The sequence below is a fragment of the Brevibacterium sp. GP-SGM9 genome, from assembly GCF_047300845.1.
Lineage (GTDB): Bacteria > Actinomycetota > Actinomycetes > Actinomycetales > Brevibacteriaceae > Brevibacterium.
The window spans coordinates 1,699,298-1,720,049 of record NZ_CP178563.1 but is presented as its reverse complement, the minus strand read 5'-3'; the positions used below and the strand labels follow the sequence as shown (position 1 = coordinate 1,720,049).

Sequence of the window (20,752 nt, the reverse complement as noted above, 5' to 3'; positions counted from 1 at the left end):
GAGCGCGGCAGATGCACGAGGCCCCACCGACGATGCGAATCGTCGGTGGGGCCTCGTGCAGGTCAACAGGTCAGCAGGTGATCAGCTCACCGGCTCCTCCACCTTGGCGGTGGTCGCCGCGGCCTGCCTCCGACGGGCCAGCACCCGGCCGACGCCGGTGTAGACCAGCGCCCCGATGAGGACGATGTAGAGCACGATCGTGATCGGTGAGGTTACGAGCACCGAGGCATCGTTGCCCGAGGCCAGCAGGGCATCGCGCAGGCTCGACTCGGCCAGGGGCCCGAGAACCATGCCGATCATCAGCGGAGCCAAGGGGACACCGTAGCGCTTGAGCACGAAGCTGATGATGCCGATTCCCAGCAGGACGAGCAGCTCGAACGTCGAGGCGGACGTCGCGTAGATGCCCAGCCCGCAGAAGACCGCGATGCCGCCGTAGAGGTAGGGGTCCGGGATCTTCAGCAGCTTCGCCCACAGGGGTGCGAAGGGCAGGTTGATGATGAGCAGGACGATCATCGCGAGGAAGAAGCTGGCCAGCAGACCCCAGACCAGCTCGGGGGAGCGGTCGAAGAGCAGCGGGCCCGGCTGCAGACCGTATTGGCGGAAGGCCGCGAGCATGATCGCCGCGGTCGCCGAGATCGGCAGACCCAGAGCCAGCAGGGCACCCATGGCGATGCCCGTCGTGGCGGATCCGGCCGCCTCGGGCCCGGCCAGACCGCGAATCGCGCCCTTGCCGAACTGCGGGTCCTTGCGCCGGGAGTCGAGCTTGCGCTCGAGGCCGTAGGCCATGAACGTCGGCACATCGGCACCGCCGACGGGGATCACGCCGAACGGAAGTCCGATCGCGGTGCCGCGCAGCCAGGCCGGCAGCGCCTCTCCGAATTCCTTGCGGCTCAGGTAGGGCCGGCCCGAGGCGTTGATCGTGTTGTCGTTGGCCTTGCGCCTGATCCGCGAGGCGATGAAGAACACCTCGCCCAGGGCCAGGATGCCCACCGTCACGGTGACGAGCGAGACGCCGTCGAAAAGCTCCGGGACGCCGAAGGTGAAACGCTCCGTGCCCGAGACCGAGTCGATGCCGATGACCGAGATCCCGACGCCGAGCACGAGTGCCATGAGGCCCTTGAGCACCGAATCGGCGACCACCGAGGAGGTGGCGACGAAGGCGAAGAGTGCGAGGGCGAAGTATTCGGCGGGACCGAAGCTCGTGGAGAGTTCGGCGAGCAGCGGAGCGACGAAGACGACGAGGAAGCAGGAGACGAACCCGCCGATGAACGCCCCGATCGCCGCGGTCGCCAGCGCCTGCGGGGCGCGACCGGCCTTGGCCATCTTGTGGCCCTCGAAGGTCGAGGCGATGGCCGAGGCCTGACCCGGGGTGTTCATGAGGATCGCCATCGTGGAGTCGCCGAAGAGGCCGCCGAAGTAGACGCCGGCGAACATGATGAACGCACCGGTCGGATCGAGCGCGAAGGTCATCGGCAGCAGCAGAGCCACCGCCATCGACGAACCGAGGCCCGGCAGCACGCCGACGGCGGTGCCGAGGAAGCAGCCGACGACGACCCAAAGCAGGTTCATCGGGGTCAGCGCGTGTGTGAAGCCCTCGAAGAGGGACAGTACTGCGTCCATATCAGAAGCCACCTCCCAGGATGCCCGAGGGCAGGTTGAGTCCCAGCATCACCGCGAAGGCGATGTAGACCAGGGACGAGAACGTCAGCGCCACGGTGAGATCGAACAGAGGCTTCTTCGATCCCATGGAACTCGCCACGCACCAGAACAGGAGAGCCGCGGCGATGATCCAGCCGGCGAACTCGAGGATCAGCGCGAAGGCCGCGAAACCACCGGCGCCCCAGGCCAGGGACACGAAGTCCGAATGGGTGCGGTGTTTGGAATCCGCGGCGCGCGCCTCGGCGAGGGCCTGACGATCACGGCTCGGTTCGTCCTCCTCGTGAGGATCCATACGGGACGCCGAGACCGCAGAGGTCACCGGCGTCGAGAACGCCTTCTCCTCCTCCGCCTCGGCGGGCAGCTCATCAGAGACATCGACGGGTTCGGGATTGCGGATATAGGCGATCGTCAGCAGCACGGTGATGGCGTAGCCGACGATCATGATGAGCATCGGGAAGAACTGCGGACCGGGCTGGTCCGCGTCCTCGGCGACCTCCATCGTGAGGATCCCGACAAGCAGATACGTCGAGAAGGCGGCCATGATCACGGGCACGATCAGTCCCGATCGGCCCTCCCACCAGGTCCCGGCGCCGAGGTGGCCCGTCCGGGTTCGTGTGTTCGCTTGCGTCTGTACGCTCACAGTCCCAACTCCTTGAGAAGCTTCTCGACCCGAGAGGTGTCTTCCTTGATGAACTCGGCGAATTCCTCACCGGTCAGCCACACATCGGTCCATTTGTTGCGCTCGAGGGCGTCCTTCCACTCCGCGCTGTCACGGGTCTTCTGAAGGATCTCGAGCAGCTGCGCGGACTCCTCGCCGGTGATGTCCGGTGCCCCGAGCCAGCCGCGCCAGTTCGTCAGCGTCACCTCATAGCCCTGTTCGGACATGGTGGGGACATCCTCGAAACCGGCGACCCGCTCCGGTGCGGCGACGCCGATGGCCTTGACACGGCCGGCCTCGACCTGGTCGGAGACCTCGTTGAACCCGCAGGAGGCGAAGTCCGTTGTGCCCGAGAGCAGGGTCTGGATCGCCTCGCCGCCGCCGGACTTTGGAATGTAGGTGATGTCAGAGGCTGGAATGTCGCCGAGGAGGGCGAGCTGGGCGATCGTGAGATGGTCGACCGAACCGGCCGATCCGCCCGTCCACACGAATCCCTTGGGATCCTTCTTCCAGGCGTCGATGACATCGTCGATCGTGTCATACGGGGAGTCCGCGGAGGCGATGAGCACGTCGTAGTCCTCGGCCACTCGGGCCAGCAGCGTCGTGTTGTCGAAGCCGACCGGGGACTTGTTCAAAGCGATTCCGCCGGTCATCGCGGTGCCGGTGGCCAGCAGGGTGTCGGCCTGACCGTGCATGGTCGAGAACTTGCCGAGGCCGATGGTGCCGCCGGCGCCGGGGATGTTGACGACCTGGGCGTTGTTGGCCAGGCGCGTCACGCGCATCGCCTGCTGGGCCTCGCGGGCGAAGCCGTCCCAGCCGCCGCCGGCTCCCGCAGGAGCGATGAGGGTGAGGTTCGAGGACAGATCGCCCTTCGCCGAGGCGGCCCTGACCGAATAGGTGGTCGCCGTTCCGATCGCGGCCACGGCGATCGCACCATAGGCGATTCGGCCGAACATGCGCCGGGAAGGATGTGAGGTCTTTCCGCCGGAGTCCTCGGACGGAGAGGGAGTGTGGATCGACATTGATCAGACTTTCAGTCAGTGAGTTTGAGAGTTCCCTGAGTAGGCGTCAACTTAGCACAGCAGGACGGCTTCAGGGCGCGATGATTGCTGTGGTGATGGCTTTGCGGGGGTGGGTGCGTGAGCGCGGGCTTCTCCATTGAAGGCAGTCTTCTCCTGTGAAGGCAGTTGTGATCTGTGACTCAGCGTAGAGGTGGGCGAGAAGCGGGGCGCGCTTGTGCTCACTCTGCTCGTTCTGCCCATTGAGCGCGTTGAGTGCATTCTGCTCAATACGGTGTGATCGATGCTGGTTCGGCACGACCTCTCGCCCGGATCGCCCCCGAATCGGGCACGGAGACCTCTTCCCGAGCAGCCGCCGCCCGAGCCGATAGGCTGACGTTCATGAGCGAAACTTCCGGAACGTCCACTCCCGAATCCGCGACCCCCGAGTCGGGGCAGGCACCCGTGGCCAAGAAGATCCCCGTCGAACGCACCCATCACGGGCACACCTTCGTCGATGACTACGAATGGCTGCGCGACAAGGAATCTCCCGAGGTCATTGCCCACCTCGAGGCCGAGAACGAGTGGACCCAGGCGCAGACAGCGCACCTCGAATCCCTGCGCGATTCGATCTTCACCGAGATCAAGACCCGCATCAAGGAGACCGACATGTCCGTGCCGACGCGGCGCGGAGGCTACTGGTACTTCTCCCGCACGAAGGCCGGACTCGACTACGGCATCAGCGTCCGTGTCCCTGTCTCCGGACCCGATGACTGGACGCCGCCCGAGGTTGGCGAGGAGGAGCTGCCCGGCGAAGAGGTGGTCTTCGACTCCAATGTCGCGGCCGATGGGCAGGAGTTCTTCTCACTCGGCAGCTTCTCCCTGACCGATGACGGCCGGTACCTCCTCTTCGGCGTCGACACCACCGGTGACGAGCGCTACACCCTGGGCCTGCGCGACCTGAGCACAGGAGAGGACCTGCCCGATGCTGTCGACGGCACCTTCGCCGGCGCCTCGATCGATCCGAGCGGCCGCTACGTCTTCTACACGACGGTCGACGATGCCTGGCGGCCCGAGAAGGTCTGGCGCCACGTCGTCGGCACCGACAGCGCCGAAGACGTATGCATCTTCCACGAACCCGATGAGCGCTTCTTCGTCGGCTCCGGGTTCTCCCGGTCGGGGAAGTACATGTTCGTCGTCACCGGCTCGAAGACGACCACCGGCTATTGGCGCCTCGACGCCGACGACCTCGAGGCCGCACCGCAGGAGATCTGGCCGCGCGTCGAGGGAGTCGAGTACAACGTCGAACATGCCGTCATCGCCGGTGAGGACAGGTTCCTCATCACCCACAATCTCGACCGTGCCGACTTCGACATCATCGACGTCCCTGTCACCGACCCCGCCGGCCTCCGTCTCGAAAGCGCCGATTCCGCAGACGAGCCCGAGACGGTCGCCGACCCCAAGGCGGTCGGACGCCCGGTGCTCGAGGACGTCGAGGGCCTGCGCATCGAGGATGTCGACGCCTTCGCGGACTTCATCGTCATCAGTTACCGTCGCGGCGGCTTCGCCCGCGTCGGCATCGTGGACTTCGGTCCCGCGAGCCCCGGCCACACTGATTCGCCCTACGGCGGTCTGCGCGAGCTGCCCTTCGAGCGGGAGACCGGCACTCTCGGCCTGGCCGGCAATCCCGAGTTCTCGCAGGCGAGCATTCGCCTCGTCTTCACCTCCCTGTCCACCCCGTCCGTGGTCTATCAGCACAGCGTCGCAGACGGCACTGACACGGTGCTGAAGCGCCAGCCCGTGCTCGGCTCCGTCGACCTCGACTCCTACGGGGAGACGCTGCTCTGGGCGACTGCCGAGGACGGGACACAGATTCCGGTCTCCCTCGTCTATCGCCAGGATCTCGTTCCGCTGACCTCCGGCACCGCCTCGGTGCGGGAGGGGGCTGCCGATCCGACGGGGAACGATGCCACCACCTCGGCGGGGGAAGGGGCGGCTGCGGCAACCGGGGACGACTCCGCCTCGGCGAACGATCCGGCACCCGAACGACCGGCACCGCTCGTCCTCTACGGCTACGGCTCCTACGAAGCGAGCATGGACCCGTACTTCTCGGTCTCGCGACTGTCCCTGCTCGACCGCGGAGTCGTCTTCGCCATCGCCCACGTGCGCGGCGGGGGAGAGATGGGCCGCCACTGGTACGACCAGGGCAAGACGACGACGAAGAAGAACACCTTCACCGACTACATTGCCGTCGCCCGCCACCTCATCGATCAGGAGTGGACCGCTCCGGAGAGCCTCGTGGCGACCGGCGGATCCGCGGGCGGTCTGCTCATGGGCGCCGTGGTCAACATGGCCCCCGAACTCTTCGCCGGAGTCAGCGCCCATGTGCCCTTCGTCGACGCCCTGACCTCGATCCTCATGCCCGAGCTGCCGTTGACCGTCATCGAATGGGAGGAGTGGGGAGACCCGCTCCACGACGAGCATGTCTACGAGTACATGCGCTCCTACTCTCCCTACGAGAACGTCGCCGAGGCGGACCATCCGAAGATCCTGGCCGTGACCTCGCTCAACGACACCCGGGTCCTCTACGTCGAACCCGCGAAGTGGGTGGCCCGTCTGCGCGAGGTCGGCGCCGAGGCGCTGCTCAAGACCGAGATGGTCGCCGGACACGGAGGAGCCTCGGGCCGCTATGACGCGTGGAAGGACACCGCCTTCGACTTCGCCTGGATCCTCGATGTCCTGGGACGCTCGGACCTCGCGATCGAGGCCTGAGCCCGAGGCCTGAATCGAGACCCGAACTCGCGGTCCGAGACGGGACGTTTGGATCGCTGTCGACCGAGGTCAGGGGACGTTTGTCGCAGGACATAACGATAGCGGCACGATTGTCCCCAAAACCCCTCTCCGGGCACCTGCGTCAGTGCCGACCAATAGAGTGGATGCATCAACGGTGATGCCTGCTCCGGCAGGGTCTGCATCGGTTCCCGACAGGCGAACCGACATTTTTCAAAGGGGAGAAGCATGCGTCTGAGGACAGTGACCACCGCAATCGTGGCCGTCGGATCGATCCTGGCGGTCTCGGCCTGCTCAGGCGGTGACGGAAGCGGTGACGGCGGCGAGGGCGACTCCTTCAAGATCGGCATCTCCCAACTCGTGCAGCACCCCGCGCTCGACGCCTCGAGCGCAGGCTTCAAGAAGGCCTTCGACGATGCCGGAGTCGACGTCGAATGGGACGAGCAGAACGCGCAGGGCGAGCAGGCCAACGCCACCTCCATCGCCCAGAACTTCGCGAACGAGGACCTCGACCTCGTCCTCGCCGTCGCCACCCCCGCGGCCCAGGCCGCCGCCCAGGCGATCACGAACATCCCGGTCCTCTTCACCGCCGTCACCGATGCCCAAGAAGCCGGTCTCGTCGACACCAACGACTCACCCGGCGGCAATGTCACCGGCACCTCCGACCTCAACCCCGTCGCCGAGCAGCTCCAACTGGTCAAGGACCTCAAATCCGATGCCAAGACCGTCGGCATCGTCTACAGCTCCGGCGAGGTCAACTCGCAGGTGCAGGTCGACCTGGCGAAGGAGGCCGCGAAAGACCTCGGAGTCGAGATCAAGGAAGCGACCATCGCGAACTCCGGTGAGCTCGCGCAGGCCGTGGACTCCCTCGGCAAGGTCGACGCCTACTACGTGCCCACCGACAACAACGTCGTCTCCGCGGTCTCGACGATGGTCCAGGCAGCCGAGAAGAACAAGGCCCTGCTGGTCGGTTCCGAAGCCGGACAGGTCGAACAGGGCGCGGCGATCACCCGCGGCATCGACTACACGAAGCTCGGCGAGCAGACCGGTCAGATGGCTCTGAAGATCCTGCAGGACGGACAGAAGCCGGCCGAACTGCCGGTCGAGACCAGCTCCGATCTCGAACTCGTCGTCAACCCGAAGGCCGCCGAGGCCCAGGGAGTCGAGATCCCGCAGGACATCATCGACGAAGCCGACAACGTCATCGAGTGAGCTTCGTGAGAGCACACCGCCACACCACCACCTGATCGGAAACACATGTTCGGAGCATTGGAGCTCGGGCTCATCTACGCCGCGATGGCGCTCGGGGTCTATCTGACCTTCAAGGTCCTCAACTTCCCCGACCTCACCGTCGACGGCAGCTTCACCACCGGCGGGGCCACCGCGGCCTCGCTCATCATCGCCGGGGTCAATCCGTTCCTGGCCACGGCCGCCGCGATCGGGGCGGGTCTCATCGCCGGGTTCATCACGGGTCTGCTCCACACCAAGGGCGGAATCGACGGTCTGCTCGCCGGCATCCTCACGATGATCGGCCTGTGGTCGATCAATCTGCGGATCATGGGCAAGGCGAACCTGCCGCTGCTGCGAGAGGAGACCGTATTCACCCCGCTGCGGGAGAACATGTGGCTGGGCACCTGGGTGTCGATCGTCATCCTCATCCTCTTCACCCTGGTGCTCAAGTTCACGATCGACTGGTTCCTCACCACCGATCTCGGACTGGCCATCCAAGCCACCGGCAACAACCGGGAGATGATCCGCAGCCTCGGCGTGAATACAGACAACACGACGATACTCACGCTCGCCCTGTCCAACGGCTTCGTCGCCCTCTGCGGTGCGCTCGTCGCCCAGTACCAGGGGTTCTCCGACATCAGCATGGGCATCGGCCTCATCCTCGTCGGCCTCGCCTCGGTCATCCTCGGCCAAGCGGTCTTCGGCAGCCGCAACATCTTCATGGCCAGCCTCGGCGCACTGCTCGGCTCGGTGATCTACCGGCTGATCATCTTCCTGGCCCTGCGCGCCGGACTCGACACCAACGATATGAAGCTGACGACCGCGCTCCTCGTCGTCCTCGCCCTGCTGCTGCCCAGATGGGGCATCCTCAAACGGATCCCCTCACTGCGCGGACGCGGAAACAAGGCGCCCGCCGCGGTGCCGAGCGGGACGACGGATATGAAGGACCCGGCCGAGATCACCGAAGTGCCCAGCGTCGGATCCGAAACCACGAAGGGCTGAGGCAGATGCTCAAGATCGACACCATCGGCAAGACCTTCTTCCCGGGCACGGTCAACGAACGCAAGGCGTTGCAGGGGCTCTCGCTCGAACTCGCGGAGTCCGACTTCGTCACGGTGATCGGGTCGAATGGAGCGGGCAAATCGACGCTGCTCAACACGATCTCCGGACGTCTGCCCATCGACACGGGCTCGATCATGATCGACCGTGCCGAGGTCTCCCGGATGCCCGAGCACAAGCGGGCGAAGTACCTCGGACGCGTCTTCCAGGACCCCATGGCCGGCAGCGCACCCGACCTCACGATCGAACAGAACCTGTCCCTGGCTCTGCGGCGCGGCAAGCCTCGCGGGCTGGGACGCGGGACCACCTCGGCGAGGCGGGAGAGATTCAAGGAGGAGCTGGCCACCCTGGAACTCGGCCTCGAGAACCGGCTGAAGACGAAGGTCGGGCTGCTCTCGGGCGGGCAGCGGCAGGCACTGAGCCTGCTCATGGCCGGATTCACCCAGCCCCGCATCCTCCTCCTCGACGAGCACACCGCCGCCCTCGATCCGCAGCGGGCGGCCCTGGTCACGGCGCTGACGAAGAAGATCGTCGAGAACGACGGGCTGACCACTCTCATGGTCACCCACAACATGGAGCAGGCGATTGCGCTGGGCAACCGCCTGATCATGATGCACGAGGGCCGGATCATCTACGAGGCGACGGCCGAGGAGAAGAAGAACCTGACCGTGAAGATGCTGCTCGCCGAGTTCTCCAAGCTCAAGGGCGCAAGCCTCGGCGACCGGGCGCTGCTGAACTGAGGGGCCGCCTTCGCCACTTTACCAACCGGAAGGTAAAGTGGAGGGCATGGACGGGAACACGAGAGACCGCATTCTCCAGGCAGCGCAGGAACTGGCCGGGCAGAACGAGTCGATTCAGGGTGTCACGATCTCCTTGGAATCGGTGGCGCAGCAGGCGGGTCTGACCAAACCCGGCCTGATGTATCACTTCCCCAACAAGGAAGCGCTCATGCTCGGCCTCGTCGCGCACGCCGCCGAACACTGGGCGCTGCTGCTGCGCACCCAGTCGGGCAGTGACGCCGCAGCGCTGGGTCCCTGCGACCGGCATCGCGCCTATATCAGGGTGGCGACCACCGCCGAGGTCTCCCGGGCCGACTACTGGATCTTCTCCGATGCGCTCTACCATCCGACCCTCGCCCAGGCCTGGAACGAGCAGCTGAGTCCCTGGTTCGACACCGCGGGACTGAATCCGCAGGCCCGGTCGCTGCTCACAGCCGCCCGGTTCTGCGCCGACGGGGCCTGGATGTCGGAGGCGACCGGAGTGTTCCCCGCCGAGGACCTCGCCGCGGTCCAGATCCACGCGCTCGGACTCATCGACGCGGCCGAATCCCTCGCGGCCGAATCCCTCGCGGCCGGCGACCGGAACGCAGAAGCATGAATGCCAATGACCATCACGACCGAGGAGGTGTGTCGATGAAGAGGAAACGCAAGTGGACGCTGCTGGCAGGAGCGATCGCCGCCGAGGTGGCCGGAACCCTGACCTTGAAGGCCTCTCTCGATCACCCGGGATGGATCCCCGCGGTCGTTGTCTTCTACGCCCTCGCCTTCGCCCTGCTCGGTCTGACGCAGCGCCTGGGCATGCCGATCGGCGCAGTCTACGGTGTGTGGGCGGCCTGCGGGGTCAGCCTCGTCGCGATCCTCGGCATGGTGCTCTTCGGTGATGCCCTGAGCATCGGCACGATGATCGGAATCGTCATCATCATCGTCGGCGTCGTCCTCGTCGAGACCGGAACCCCGGACAAACCCGCCGAGGCGGAGAGCGAGGTGTCCACATGAGCTGGATCTGGCTTTCGGCCGCCATCCTCAGCGAGGTCACCGGCACGCTCAGTCTGCGTGCGAGCGCCGGGCTCAAACGCAAACGCTGGTTCATCCCGGTGGCCACCAGCTATGCGATCGCGTTCTTCTTCCTCAGCCTGGCCCTCGGCGAAGGCATGCCGCTGGGGGTCGCCTATGGTCTCTGGGCCGCCTGCGGTGTGGCCCTGGTCAGCCTGCTCGCCCGAGCGATATGGAAGGATCCGCTGACCAGACGGGCACTCATCGGCATCGGACTCATCGCGATCGGCGTCTTCCTCGTCGAAATCAGCTGAGTGAAGTTCGGGCGAAGATGACAGCATTCCTTTGAGAAGCTCACAGGCAGCTGTTAAGGTCCGAAGCTATGGCAGTGACACGGATCTCCAGGGCGCAGCACCGTGCCCGGACTCTGCCTGCCGCGACGAACGCTCTCGCCCTGCCCCCTGCCGCCGCACTGAGGAATCGTGGGCGGGTGCGCCCGGCCACCTCGGCGGGGCCTGAACTCATCATCGCCACGCCGGCACCCCGGCCCACCCTCGGCTATGCCAACGACTCCTGGGAGGGTGCGGCGATCGGGTGGTGCGGTCGGGAGCCATAGACCCCACGGACAGTCTCCGATCACCCGCTTCGTCAATTCATGAGAAAGGGCCATCGCCGCATGTCCGATGAGACCACACCCGAACCCGAGAGTCACACCGTCGCCCGGAAGGCCTCCCGCGACCGCCTCAAGGCCGATGCCAAACGCGTCGGCCGCGAGACCGGAAAGACCCTGGGCAAACTCGACTACGCACGCCCCCGCTACCCGCGGGAGGAACAGGCCGAGAGCAACACCCAATACCCCCACAACACGCACCCGATCCTCGTCCCCGGCATCGCCATCGACGAACAGCGTCGCCGCTACTCCCTCGACAAGGTCATCTTCGCCATCGCCGGCACACTGACGGTGGCCTTCGTGATCTGGGGCATCGCCGATTCGGCCAGCGTCGCCTCGGTGGCCAAGGCCGCCTACGACTGGTCGACGATGAACGTCGGCTGGTTCTTCAACCTCGTCGCCATCATCATCCTCGTCGCCCTGCTCATCCTCGCGTTCTCGCCCTACGGCAAGATCCCCCTGGGCAAGGACGGGGAGAAATCGGAGTTCTCCACCTTCTCATGGGTGGCCATGCTCTTCGCCGCGGGCATCGGCATCGGCGTGCTCTTCTTCGGACCCTCCGAACCGCTGACCTACTTCATCAGCCCGCCGCCGCTGACCAATGAGGCAGAGACGACCGAGGCCCTGCACACGGCAATGGCGCAGACCTACTTCCACTGGGGCTTCCACGCCTGGGCGATGTACGCCCTCGTCGGCGGCGCCATCGCCTATGCCGCGTACCGCCGCGGCCGCTCCCTGCTGCTGTCCTCGATCTTCGTCACACTCTTCGGCAAACGCCAGTCCGAGGGCTTCGCCGGCAAGCTCGTCGACATCTTCGCGATCGTCGCCACTCTCTTCGGCACCGCGGCGGCCCTGGGCATCGCGGCCATGCAGATCGGCACCGGGGTCAGCATCGTCTCCGGGGCGGGACCGATGACGAACAACATGCTCGTCGTCATCATCTGCGTGCTCACCGTCGGCTTCATCATCTCCGCCGTCTCCGGTGTCTCGAAGGGCATCCGCTACCTCTCGTCGATCAACATCATCCTCACCGTCGGCATCGTCGCGCTCGTCCTCTTCCTCGGCCCGACCCTGTTCCTGCTCAACCTGCTGCCCTCGGCACTGATGGAGTACATGGGCTCGCTCTTCGACCTCATGGGCCGCTCCCTGTCCTGGGGTGCCGAGACGCAGGAGTTCCAGTCCGTGTGGACCGTGTACTACTGGGCCTGGTGGATCTCCTGGTCGCCGTTCGTCGGCACTTTCATCGCCCGCATCTCCCGCGGTCGCAGCATCCGCCAGTTCATCCTCGGCACGATCTTCATCCCCTCGACCCTGCTCTTCGTCGCCTACGGCATCATGGGCGGAACCTCGATCTCGATGTACCGTTCCGGGGCCGCCGGGTTCACCGACAGCATGGAGGCCCCCGAGGTGTTCTTCACGCTCATCGACAACCTGCCCTATGTCGAATGGCTGCCGTTCGTGGCGATCATCGTGCTCGCGATCTTCTTCATCACCTCGGCGGATTCCGCTTCGGTGGTGATGGGCATGCTCGCCAGCCGCGGGGACCAGGAGCCGAAGAAGTGGGTCGTCGTGTTCTGGGGGCTCGTGATGTCCGGGATCGCCGTGGTCATGCTGCTCCTCGGCGACGCCAGCGCGCTCGAAGGCCTGCAGCAGCTCGTCATCGTCACGGCCGTGCCGTTCGCGGTGATCATGCTCTTCATCGTCGTCGCCTGGTTCAAGGAGCTGCGCACGGATCCGCACGCTCTGCGCCGGAAGTACGCGCAGAACGCGATGGACAATGCCGTGATCGCCGGTGCCGATGCCTACGGGGACAACTTCGCCCTGCAGGTCGTCGAGACCGAACCGGGCGACGGCGCCAACGGCGACATCGACTCCGAACACGAGGACTACACGGACTGGTACCAGCGCACCGATGAGGACGGCGAGCCCGTCGGCTACGACTACGAGACCGGCCGGTGGGACGACGGGTGGACACCCGAGTCGGCTGAGTCCGATGAGTCCGGTGCGTCGGAGGCGGACGGCAGGGATTCCGAGAATACGGACCCCAGCGCCGAGGCGACCGCGGCCGAACGCTCGGCCGCCGGCAACTCAGAGGTTGGCGGCTCAGACGCCGACGGCTCAGATGTCGACGGCCAGTCGAAACCCCGTGTGACCGAGTGAGGTGTCCGGTGTCGAGCCAGTGCGCGCCGAGGTCCGATACCGGCGGCAGTAGGAGTCGTGGCACATGTATGAGCCACCGCGGAGGACCGCGCGATGGTCTCCGGAACTGAACGCATCGGTCGTCCACTCCCAGACGTTGCCGGTCATGTTGTAGAGACCGAAGCCGAAGGGCCGGAACGCATCGGCGGGCATCGTGCCCACGGGAGCGCTCGGTGCGTCGGGGAATTCGCCTTGGAAGGTGTTCATCCACGGTTGTCCGTGGGGTTCGCGTTCGGCACCCCACGGGTAGGGCTGCTGTTCGTGCTTGCCGCGCGCGGCGTACTCCCATTCGGCTTCGCTGGGCAGGCGGACTCCCGCCCAAGCGGCGAAGGCCTCGGCATCCCGTCGCGAGACATGCGTGACCGGATGATCGGCTCGTTCTCTCACGTCGGAACCGGGGCCTTCGGGTGCGTACCAGGCGGCGCCGGAGACCTGACGCCACCACGGGGTCGCCGCCACCGCGGGAGCGCTCTCCTGCAGGTCGGGGGAGAGCAGGCCGGTGAAGACGAGCGAGTCGCCGAAGGACTCGGCATCCGTAACATGACCGGTGTTGACGACGAAGGCCGCGAACTGGGCCACGGTCACCGTGGTCGGCGCCAGCGCGAACGGCGCGACCTCGACCCGGCGGACCGGTCCCTCACCGTCCTCGGGATAGGCCAGCGGGTCGTCGCTGCCCATGAGGAACTGACCTCCCGGCAGGGCGATCATCGGCAGATCCTGCGAGGCGCGGGCCGCCAGATCGGCCAGCAGCCCAGGATCGGCACCGGTCGCTTCGGGGGACGATTCCCGGCCCGGCACAGCCACCTCGGCGGGGGATTCTTCTTCCTCAACACCCACTTCGGAAGGCCGACGATCGCCCTGCCCCGCAGCAGCGGGAGACGTCCGTTCCGGTCCGCAGCATGAGCTCATCTTCGCCACCTTCACATTCCCGACAACAACTCCGCCTCCGCGGCGACGCCGTCGCCGGCGCGGAGACTTCCTTCCATGAGAAAAGGACGTGACCAGCATATGCAACCGCCGAACATCGTCGTCATCCAGGCCGATCAGATGGCCGCCCAGGCGCTCGGCGCCTACGGAAACGATGCCGCACTGACCCCGAACATCGATGCCCTCGCCGCCGAGGGCGCCGTGTTCGATCGCGCCTACTGCAACACCCCGCTCTGCGCCCCCTCCCGGGCGTCGATGATGACCGGGCGCATGCCCTCCGAGGTCGACTGCCTCGACAACGGTGACGACTTCGCCGCCTCGGTGCCGACCTTCGCCCACCGGCTGCGGGCGCAGGGCTATCACACGGCGCTGATCGGGCGCATGCACTTCATCGGCCCCGATCAGCACCATGGCTTCGAGGAGCGCCTGACCACGGATGTCTACCCGGCCGACCTCGACATGGTGCCCGACTGGACGAGGCCGCTGGACCAGAAGCTGCAGTGGTATCACGAAGCCGATCCGGTGTTCACCGCCGGTGCCGCGAAGGCGAACGTCCAGCAGGACTTCGACGACGAGGTGATCTTCCGGACCCTGCGTCATCTCAATGACCGGAAGCGGGCCAACCAGGCCGCGGGGGAGGATCAGCCGTTCCTCATGGTCACCTCGTTCATCCACCCGCACGACCCGTACGAGCCGCCGCGGGAGAACTGGGACCGATTCGCCGAGGTGGACATCCCCGACCCCGCCCACCCCGAGGTGCCCGATCCCGCCGTCGACCCGCACAGCCACCGGCTGCGGACGATGAGCGGATTCGACAAGCGCAACCCCGGCATCGAGGACGTGCGCCGGGCCAGGCGCGCCTACTATGCGGCCGTGAGCTACATCGACGACCACATCGGTGCGATCCGCAGGCGGCTGTGCGAGCTCGAACTCGAGGACAACACGGTCATCATCGTCACCAGCGACCACGGAGACATGCTTGGGGAGAAGGGCCTGTGGTACAAGATGTCCCCGTACGAGCAGTCCTCCCGGGTCCCGATCGTCATCACCGGCCCCGCCGAGGTGGTCCGCCCCGGCCGTTATGCCAACCCGGTGTGCCTGATCGACCTCGCCCCGACCCTGCTCGAGATCGCGCAGGGTTCGCGTGGTGGCGCCGAGGAAGAGGACCTCGCCGGGACCTCTCTGCTCGAGTCCGCGCGTCGGGAAGTCGCCGGCGAGCAGGGTCCAGAAGACCGGGACATCGTCATCGAGTACTTCGCCGAGGGCACCTACCGGCCGCAGGTGACGCTGGTGCGCGGAGCGTACAAGCTGACGATCTGCCCGGGCGATCCCGAGCTGCTCTTCGACCTCGAATCCGATCCGGATGAGCTGGTCAACCGGGCCGGGGATCCCGCGTATGCGGAGGCGCTCTCTGCGATGCGGGCCGATCTGGGAACCAGCTACGACCTCGAGCATCTCGAGGACCACGTGCTGGGTTCGCAGCGCAGCCGCCAGCTCGTCGCCGACTCCCTCAAGGTCGGGAAGGTCCGTCACTGGGACTTCGACCCGGATCCGGAGAACGGCTATGTCCGCGGTGACTTCTGGGCCGCGTTCAGCTTCGGCAAGATCCCCGACTCCACGCAGTAAGGGCTCTGCGCCGAGCGCAGGTCGCGGCTTCGAGAGCAGGCTTCACGAAGTCGTCCCTCGACGCTGCGGCCTGCGTTCGGCGTTGCACCCTGCGCTCGGTGGGCGCCGCTAGAGGGCGCCGCCGCTGTCGAGTTCACGCGAGCGGTCGATGAGTTCGCTCATCGACCGCTCGAATTCGCTGCGGCGCTGCTCGCTCCAGTCTGCGGTCAGTTCGCCGAAGACCCGTTCCTGCCAGGCGTGGGCATCGGTGAGCAGCGATCGGCCGGCCGCAGTCACGGTCACCTCTCGGCGACGGGCGTCGTTCGCCGAGGCGGTCGCAACGAGATGACCGGACTTCGTGGCCGCGGCGACCAATCGGGACGCCCCGCTCTGGTCGATGCCGATCTCAGCCGCGACCGCATTCACCGTCGCCGGCTCCCCGCGGAGCACGAGCGAATCGACGGCCTCAGTGACGAGGACGATCCGTCCCTGTTGTGAGGACTCCGACGGGTGGCCGCTGAGCTGTCGTCGCGACCAATGTCGGACGAAGGAGAAGAGGGTCTGTCCCGGCCCGGGCGAGCGGGCGTTCATTCGCTGGCCGCCATCTCACGGCAGATATAGGCCAGATCGAGCGCCGACCTGAGATCCGGCAGCCGCAGGGCGGCGGTGACCGTTCCATCGGTCACCCGGAAGACGGTGGCGACCTTGGTGATGTCGTTGCTCGGCTCGGCAGGATTGCGCGACCACGAGGCATCCTGCTCGACGACCATGAGCCGGTCGCTGACCGGATGCCATGAGCGTGGAACGAGGCAGATGCCGGAGCGTTCGACCCATTGGGCGAACTGTTCGGCGGTGATCGGCCCCGCGCCCTTCGGGCCGAGGACGACGATCGGCGTGCCGACCGCGGCGGCTGCCCGCTCGAGGTCGCCGTGATTGACCGCAGTGTGCCATTCGCTGATCGCGTCTTCGAGCGCAGTGTTCATGTTCATGAGCAGAATTATATGCGAATTGCATAGAAATCGATGCGGTGCGGTAGGACACTTCGCCGAGAGCAGACCGCAGCTTCGAGAGCATCCTGCAGGGAGTCGCCCCTCGACGCTGCGGTCTGCCCTCGACGCAGCCTGCGCCCAGGCGTGGGGATAATTCATCTGGGCTTGGGCGCGTTGTCGGGCTGGCTTTCAGATTCCGGTGGCATCATCTCTGGTAGGAGGGATGTCATGACCAATTTCGAGTGGACATCTGAAGTCCCGCTCGCTGCCGAGACGACTTTCAACTGGCACGCGCAGCCGGGAGCTCTGACCAGGCTGTCGCCCCATTGGGCGCAGGAGATCGTCGAGGAGAGCTATCCGCCGATCGCGCCGGGCTCCGTCGCTCAGGTTAAGACCAGCCTGCCCGGCAGCTACGGACTCGTCCGGCGGCCGTTCAGCTCGGTGCACTCGGAGGGGCCGTCCCGGTTCTCCTTCGTCGATGAGCTCAAGAAGGGTCCGCTGATTCAGTGGAAGCACACCCACGAGTTCACCTCGGTCGCGGGTGGGACGAAGATCGACGATCACATCGAGTTCTCGATGGCACCCCAGGGATTCGAGGCCATCGACCGCAGCCTCACCCACAATCTCGAGGCCACGTTCGAAGCCAGACACCGCCGCATGCTCGCGGACATCAAATTCCTCGAGAGCATCAACGCACCCCTGCTGACCAGGAACAAGGGCAAGAGGATCCTTATCGCCGGCGGCAGTGGGCTGATCGGCCGGCAGGTCGCGGCACTGTTCTCCACCGCCGGCCACTTCGTTCGCCTGCTGGTGCGCGGGACTCCGAAGTTCCCCTACGAAGTGCACTGGAACCCCGACCTCGGGATCATCAACTCCCGCGACCTCGCATGGGCGGATGCGGTCGTCCACCTCGGCGGGAAATCCATCGCCACCCGGTTCACGAAGAAGGCGAAGGAGGAAATCAGGTCCTCCCGGATCGAATCGACGACGCTGCTCGCAGAGACGATGTGCGCCCTGCCGGAGGAGAAGCGCCCCGAGGTGTTCGTCTGCGCCTCGGCGGTCGGGATCTACGGATCCAGCTCGGCGGAGCCCGTGGATGAATCCGCACCCGCCGGAGAGGGATTCCTCGCCGAGGTGTGCCAGGAGTGGGAGGCTGCGGCGGCCCGGGTCGAGGACGCCGGGATCCGTCGGGTCTCGATCCGCACCGGGGTCGTGCTGACCTCGCTGAGCGGGTTCCTCAAGCTTCAGGCTCCCCTCTATCTCGCCGGTGCCGGAGGCCGATTGGGCAGCGGTGAGCAGGGGCTGGCCTGGGTCTCCCTCGACGACGTGGCCAGGGCCTATGTGCATGCCGTGCTCTATGACTATGTGCGCGGTCCGGTCAACGCGGTTGCCCCGGATCTGGTGTCACAGGCGGAGTTCGCCGAGGCGCTCGCCGCCCACCTACGCAGGCCCGCCCGGATCTCGACGCCCGGTTTCGTCACCGAACTCGTGCTCGGCCGCGACGGTGCCAAGGAGCTCGCGCTGGCCGATCAGAAGGTGGTGCCGGAGAAGCTCCAGGAGACCGGATACCAGTTCGCCCACCCCACGCTGCCCGCCTGCCTCGAGGAGGAACTCGGCAGCGGAGCGTGAAGTGGGCGAAGAGTCGGATCGGATCAGGTTCTGTGAGTCAGAACCGCTTCGAGGCGATCTCGGCACCTTGAGTCAGGGACTGCAGCTTGGCCACAGCGATCTCCGGGTGGACGCGTCCGCCGAGGCCGCAGTCGGTTGACGCGACGACGTTCTCGGGGCCGACGAGCTTGGCGAAGCGCTCGATGCAATCGGCGACGAGCTCGGGGTGCTCGACGACGTTCGTCGAGTGGGAGACGATGCCGGGGATGATGTACTTGCCCTCGGGCAGCTTGGTGTCCTCCCAGATCCGCCATTCGTGCTCATGGCGGACGTTGGCGGCCTCGAATGTGATGCCGCCGGCGTTGACGGAGAGCACCTGATCGACGATCTCCTTGAACGGCAGGTCGGTCACGTGCGGTCCGTGCCATGAGCCCCAGCAGGTGTGCAGACGCACCTGGGCCGGGTCGATTCCGCGCAGGGCATGGTTGAGGGCATCGATGCGCACCTGGATGAACGCCCGGTAGTCGTCGAAGGACGGTTCGGGGTTGATCTGGTCGAAGTTCTCGGCCAGGGACGGATCGTCGATCTGGACGGTCAGCCCCGCCTCGGTGATGGCGAGGTATTCCTCACGCAGCACATCGGCCCAGGCCCAGATGAACTCTTCATCGGACTTGTAGTATTCGTTGGCGATGCGGGAGGCAGAGCCGGGGGAGAGGGCGTTGATGTAGCCTTCGCGCTCGCCGTAGCCGGCCGCAGCCAGGCCCGTCTTGAGGTTCTTGATATCGCTGGCGACCTGATCGTGGCCGATGTAGCTGATGGCGCTCGTGGCCTTGGGGAACTGGGGCTGCTGGCCGGTGTCCGTGCCGGCATTCGCGTCACCGTAGACCCCGGGGAAGAGGTTGCGGTCGCGGCGGTCGCCGAAGCTGGTGAGAACCGTCTTGCCCGGTTCGGAGCGGACGGCGGGAGCGTCCCACTTGTCGACGTTGTCGAGCTCGAGTCCGCCGGTGCGGGCGAACGAGTAGTGCCACCAGGCTCCGTAGTCGAAGTCCGCCGCCATCGAGTGACCGTATTCGCCGTCGTTGGGCAAGGAGATGCCGAGGTTCTTCTGTCGCTTGACGAGGTCGACGACGCTGGCGGCCAGCAGCTCGTCGAACTCCTTGGTCTCGGCGTCGGAGACGGACTCACCAGCGAGACGCGCGTGGTTCTGCGCCTGCTTGACCTTGTTGGCTTCGATGAGTTCGGGGGTGCGGGGTAAGGATCCTGCGTGCGAGGTGCGGATGGCGGCCATCGTTGACTCCTTCGGTGGTTCGACTGCCTGTGCACTGCGGTCGTGGCAACGGCCGTTCGACCGCAGTTCTTCCCTCAGGCAATCACATCAGCGTGGATGCATGTGTGGGTGTCGTCATCTTGGGTCACCTGGGTGATTCGGGTCCTGGAACGTCGCGCGCAATCGTCGCTGGTGGGTCCTGGTCGTCGCCGTGATGTGGGCCGGTGTCTGCGACGGAGTCACGGCGCTGGTCCAAACGACGATCGGGTCGAGTGGATCCGTCGGCGCCGGTTTGAACATCGTCGTTCGGCTGAACACGGCGTTGCGGGTAGGAGGCCCCGGCGCAGGACTATAGTTGCGGAATGAGCGACCAGCGGTCGGAGCGGAGCGGTCCCGGGGGCGACTCGGACTGGGGCCCGGGAGACAATGCCGAGGCGCACTTCGGGCTGGGGATCCTCCCCGGCCAGCAGGAACGAGTCCGCAACTCCGGCATCCCGGCGCACTTGCGAGGAGTGACCGCGTCCCAGGACGCACAGGTGCCGTCCCCTGGGAATCCTGCGGTTCAGGCCCCAATCGGAGGCTGGAACGCGATGCCGACCCCGCCGTCCGCGGTCGTTTCCGGCTCCTCCACCCCGGGTTCCTCCACCCCGGGCTGGCCTGCTCGGATCCTGCTGTGGTCGGGAATCCTCGTCGCCCACCTGCCCGGCATCGTTCTGCTGCCGCTCGTCATCACCGGGGAGCGGCTGGTGATTCTCTCGGCATATCCGCTCATCAGCGTCATGGCTGGGGTGCTCAGTCTCCTCGTTGTCGGCGGCGCCTTCCTCCTCGCGCGGAACACGACCTGGGCCAAGAGACTGATCGGTGGAGGGATCTACGCGGTCGCCGGAGTCCTCGCGCTCGTTGTCCCGCCAGCTCTGAACAGGCTCATGCTCATGATGATGTATGACTTCGGTCCCGGAATGTGGATCCACAGCCTCATCTTCATCGTCTTCTCCATGGGCATCACGGCGGCAATGCTCATCGCCTGGAACATCGCCCGCAACCGTCGCTGGTGGGTGCATCTCATGGCGGCAGGTCTTGCCATCCTCTTCGGCACGTTCTCGACGACGGTGCAGCTGCTCTTCAACATCTCAGGGGTTCCGCCGGTCCTCGCGACCGTATCGACGCAGCTGCTCGCGCTCGTGCTCATGTACGGCTCCCTCATCCTGCTCCACGCCTGCGGACGTATGAACGGAGGATCGGTGCCGAGCGAAGGCTGACCCGTCCCGCCAGGCACTGACCCACCCCGCCGGACGACGAGAAAAGGCCCGGACCAAGCCCC

The 20,752-nt window shown here is 66.1% G+C and carries 19 protein-coding genes; 12 read left to right on the top strand and 7 right to left on the bottom strand.

Annotation, left to right across the window (positions count from 1 at the left end):
* Window positions 1–81 precede the first annotated feature (81 nt).
* From ACH82I_RS07865 to ACH82I_RS07855, 3 genes are read right to left on the bottom strand one after another with little or no spacing between them, the layout of a single operon-like run.
* On the bottom strand, window positions 82–1,620 hold the full coding sequence (locus tag ACH82I_RS07865) for a tripartite tricarboxylate transporter permease (RefSeq protein ID WP_413336563.1): 1,539 nt from the start codon (window positions 1,618–1,620) through the stop codon (window positions 82–84).
* 1 nt (window position 1,621) lies between these two features.
* Window positions 1,622–2,299, bottom strand: a complete 678-nt coding sequence (locus ACH82I_RS07860) for a tripartite tricarboxylate transporter TctB family protein (RefSeq protein ID WP_413336562.1) — start codon at window positions 2,297–2,299, stop codon at window positions 1,622–1,624.
* Complete coding sequence (locus ACH82I_RS07855; protein WP_413336561.1) at window positions 2,296–3,339, bottom strand: Bug family tripartite tricarboxylate transporter substrate binding protein; 1,044 nt, start codon at window positions 3,337–3,339, stop codon at window positions 2,296–2,298. Before ACH82I_RS07855 ends, ACH82I_RS07860 begins: the two co-directional genes overlap by 4 nt.
* Before the next feature lie 378 nt (window positions 3,340–3,717).
* On the opposite strand from ACH82I_RS07855, the gene ACH82I_RS07850 reads away from it, so the two are divergent.
* From ACH82I_RS07850 to ACH82I_RS07810, 9 genes are all read left to right on the top strand, one after another.
* Window positions 3,718–6,087, top strand: a complete 2,370-nt coding sequence (locus tag ACH82I_RS07850; RefSeq protein WP_413336560.1) for a S9 family peptidase — start codon at window positions 3,718–3,720, stop codon at window positions 6,085–6,087.
* 246 nt (window positions 6,088–6,333) lie between these two features.
* Window positions 6,334–7,317, top strand: a complete 984-nt coding sequence (locus ACH82I_RS07845; protein WP_413336559.1) for an ABC transporter substrate-binding protein — start codon at window positions 6,334–6,336, stop codon at window positions 7,315–7,317.
* Window positions 7,318–7,362: 45 nt separating this feature from the next.
* Entirely contained in the window at window positions 7,363–8,337 is a 975-nt protein-coding gene (locus ACH82I_RS07840) for an ABC transporter permease (protein ID WP_413336558.1), read from the top strand.
* Window positions 8,338–8,342: 5 nt separating this feature from the next.
* Window positions 8,343–9,134 carry an ABC transporter ATP-binding protein gene (locus tag ACH82I_RS07835; protein WP_413336557.1) on the top strand — a complete coding sequence of 264 codons (792 nt, stop codon included), beginning with the start codon at window positions 8,343–8,345 and terminating at the stop codon, window positions 9,132–9,134.
* Window positions 9,135–9,180: 46 nt separating this feature from the next.
* Window positions 9,181–9,771, top strand: a complete 591-nt coding sequence (locus ACH82I_RS07830; RefSeq protein ID WP_413336556.1) for a TetR/AcrR family transcriptional regulator — start codon at window positions 9,181–9,183, stop codon at window positions 9,769–9,771.
* A 35-nt stretch (window positions 9,772–9,806) separates the two neighbouring features.
* Window positions 9,807–10,169 carry a DMT family transporter gene (locus ACH82I_RS07825; RefSeq protein ID WP_230748091.1) on the top strand — a complete coding sequence of 121 codons (363 nt, stop codon included), beginning with the start codon at window positions 9,807–9,809 and terminating at the stop codon, window positions 10,167–10,169.
* Entirely contained in the window at window positions 10,166–10,480 is a 315-nt protein-coding gene (locus tag ACH82I_RS07820) for a DMT family transporter (RefSeq protein ID WP_413336555.1), read from the top strand. The genes ACH82I_RS07825 and ACH82I_RS07820 overlap by 4 nt, the downstream gene beginning before the upstream one ends.
* 68 nt (window positions 10,481–10,548) lie before the next feature.
* The gene (locus ACH82I_RS07815; protein WP_413336554.1) at window positions 10,549–10,782 is read left to right on the top strand and encodes a hypothetical protein; all 234 of its coding nucleotides are present in this window, start codon (window positions 10,549–10,551) and stop codon (window positions 10,780–10,782) included.
* 60 nt (window positions 10,783–10,842) lie between these two features.
* A complete protein-coding gene (locus ACH82I_RS07810; protein WP_413336553.1) occupies window positions 10,843–12,996 on the top strand; it encodes a BCCT family transporter in 2,154 nt (717 codons plus the stop codon).
* On the opposite strand, the gene ACH82I_RS07805 is transcribed toward ACH82I_RS07810, so the two are convergent.
* Window positions 12,955–13,872, bottom strand: coding sequence for a formylglycine-generating enzyme family protein (locus ACH82I_RS07805; RefSeq protein WP_413336552.1), 918 nt, complete (start codon window positions 13,870–13,872; stop codon window positions 12,955–12,957). The two genes, ACH82I_RS07810 and ACH82I_RS07805, sit on opposite strands and share 42 nt — an antisense overlap.
* Window positions 13,873–14,019: 147 nt before the next feature.
* Between ACH82I_RS07805 and betC the strand changes: the two genes are divergently transcribed.
* The gene (betC, locus tag ACH82I_RS07800; RefSeq protein ID WP_413336551.1) at window positions 14,020–15,588 is read left to right on the top strand and encodes a choline-sulfatase; all 1,569 of its coding nucleotides are present in this window, start codon (window positions 14,020–14,022) and stop codon (window positions 15,586–15,588) included.
* Window positions 15,589–15,696: 108 nt separating this feature from the next.
* Here the strand turns inward: betC and ACH82I_RS07795 are convergent, their stop codons facing one another.
* Together ACH82I_RS07795 and ACH82I_RS07790 are read right to left on the bottom strand one after the other, a co-directional pair.
* Window positions 15,697–16,158 (bottom strand): MarR family winged helix-turn-helix transcriptional regulator, encoded by a 462-nt coding sequence (locus ACH82I_RS07795; RefSeq protein ID WP_230748080.1) that lies wholly within the window; start codon window positions 16,156–16,158, stop codon window positions 15,697–15,699.
* Window positions 16,155–16,556, bottom strand: coding sequence for a hypothetical protein (locus tag ACH82I_RS07790; RefSeq protein WP_413336550.1), 402 nt, complete (start codon window positions 16,554–16,556; stop codon window positions 16,155–16,157). The genes ACH82I_RS07795 and ACH82I_RS07790 overlap by 4 nt, the downstream gene beginning before the upstream one ends.
* Before the next feature lie 228 nt (window positions 16,557–16,784).
* On the opposite strand from ACH82I_RS07790, the gene ACH82I_RS07785 reads away from it, so the two are divergent.
* Complete coding sequence (locus ACH82I_RS07785; RefSeq protein ID WP_230748076.1) at window positions 16,785–18,185, top strand: TIGR01777 family oxidoreductase; 1,401 nt, start codon at window positions 16,785–16,787, stop codon at window positions 18,183–18,185.
* A 37-nt stretch (window positions 18,186–18,222) separates the two neighbouring features.
* Here ACH82I_RS07785 and ACH82I_RS07780 read toward each other — a convergent pair whose 3' ends face one another.
* Window positions 18,223–19,452 (bottom strand): cobalamin-independent methionine synthase II family protein, encoded by a 1,230-nt coding sequence (locus ACH82I_RS07780; protein WP_413336549.1) that lies wholly within the window; start codon window positions 19,450–19,452, stop codon window positions 18,223–18,225.
* Window positions 19,453–19,793: 341 nt separating this feature from the next.
* Here ACH82I_RS07780 and ACH82I_RS07775 point away from each other — a divergent pair, with 341 nt between their 5' ends.
* Complete coding sequence (locus ACH82I_RS07775) at window positions 19,794–20,690, top strand: hypothetical protein (protein ID WP_230748072.1); 897 nt, start codon at window positions 19,794–19,796, stop codon at window positions 20,688–20,690.
* The last annotated feature ends 62 nt before the right edge of the window (window positions 20,691–20,752 follow it).

Excerpts from the sequence above, each read along its gene's own strand:
- ACH82I_RS07865 (WP_413336563.1), bottom strand. The coding sequence starts at position 1,620 with ATGGACGCAGTACTGTCCCTCTTCGAGGGCTTCACACACGCGCTGACC.
- ACH82I_RS07785 (WP_230748076.1), top strand. The coding sequence starts at position 16,785 with ATGACCAATTTCGAGTGGACATCTGAAGTCCCGCTCGCTGCCGAGACG.
- ACH82I_RS07825 (WP_230748091.1), top strand. The coding sequence starts at position 9,807 with ATGAAGAGGAAACGCAAGTGGACGCTGCTGGCAGGAGCGATCGCCGCC.
- ACH82I_RS07820 (WP_413336555.1), top strand. The coding sequence starts at position 10,166 with ATGAGCTGGATCTGGCTTTCGGCCGCCATCCTCAGCGAGGTCACCGGC.
- ACH82I_RS07845 (WP_413336559.1), top strand. The coding sequence starts at position 6,334 with ATGCGTCTGAGGACAGTGACCACCGCAATCGTGGCCGTCGGATCGATC.
- ACH82I_RS07810 (WP_413336553.1), top strand. The coding sequence starts at position 10,843 with ATGTCCGATGAGACCACACCCGAACCCGAGAGTCACACCGTCGCCCGG.
- ACH82I_RS07775 (WP_230748072.1), top strand. The coding sequence starts at position 19,794 with ATGAGCGACCAGCGGTCGGAGCGGAGCGGTCCCGGGGGCGACTCGGAC.
- ACH82I_RS07790 (WP_413336550.1), bottom strand. The coding sequence starts at position 16,556 with ATGAACATGAACACTGCGCTCGAAGACGCGATCAGCGAATGGCACACT.
- ACH82I_RS07795 (WP_230748080.1), bottom strand. The coding sequence starts at position 16,158 with ATGAACGCCCGCTCGCCCGGGCCGGGACAGACCCTCTTCTCCTTCGTC.
- ACH82I_RS07835 (WP_413336557.1), top strand. The coding sequence starts at position 8,343 with ATGCTCAAGATCGACACCATCGGCAAGACCTTCTTCCCGGGCACGGTC.
- ACH82I_RS07850 (WP_413336560.1), top strand. The coding sequence starts at position 3,718 with ATGAGCGAAACTTCCGGAACGTCCACTCCCGAATCCGCGACCCCCGAG.
- ACH82I_RS07780 (WP_413336549.1), bottom strand. The coding sequence starts at position 19,452 with ATGGCCGCCATCCGCACCTCGCACGCAGGATCCTTACCCCGCACCCCC.
- ACH82I_RS07840 (WP_413336558.1), top strand. The coding sequence starts at position 7,363 with ATGTTCGGAGCATTGGAGCTCGGGCTCATCTACGCCGCGATGGCGCTC.
- betC (WP_413336551.1), top strand. The coding sequence starts at position 14,020 with ATGAGAAAAGGACGTGACCAGCATATGCAACCGCCGAACATCGTCGTC.
- ACH82I_RS07815 (WP_413336554.1), top strand. The coding sequence starts at position 10,549 with ATGGCAGTGACACGGATCTCCAGGGCGCAGCACCGTGCCCGGACTCTG.
- ACH82I_RS07830 (WP_413336556.1), top strand. The coding sequence starts at position 9,181 with ATGGACGGGAACACGAGAGACCGCATTCTCCAGGCAGCGCAGGAACTG.
- ACH82I_RS07855 (WP_413336561.1), bottom strand. The coding sequence starts at position 3,339 with ATGTCGATCCACACTCCCTCTCCGTCCGAGGACTCCGGCGGAAAGACC.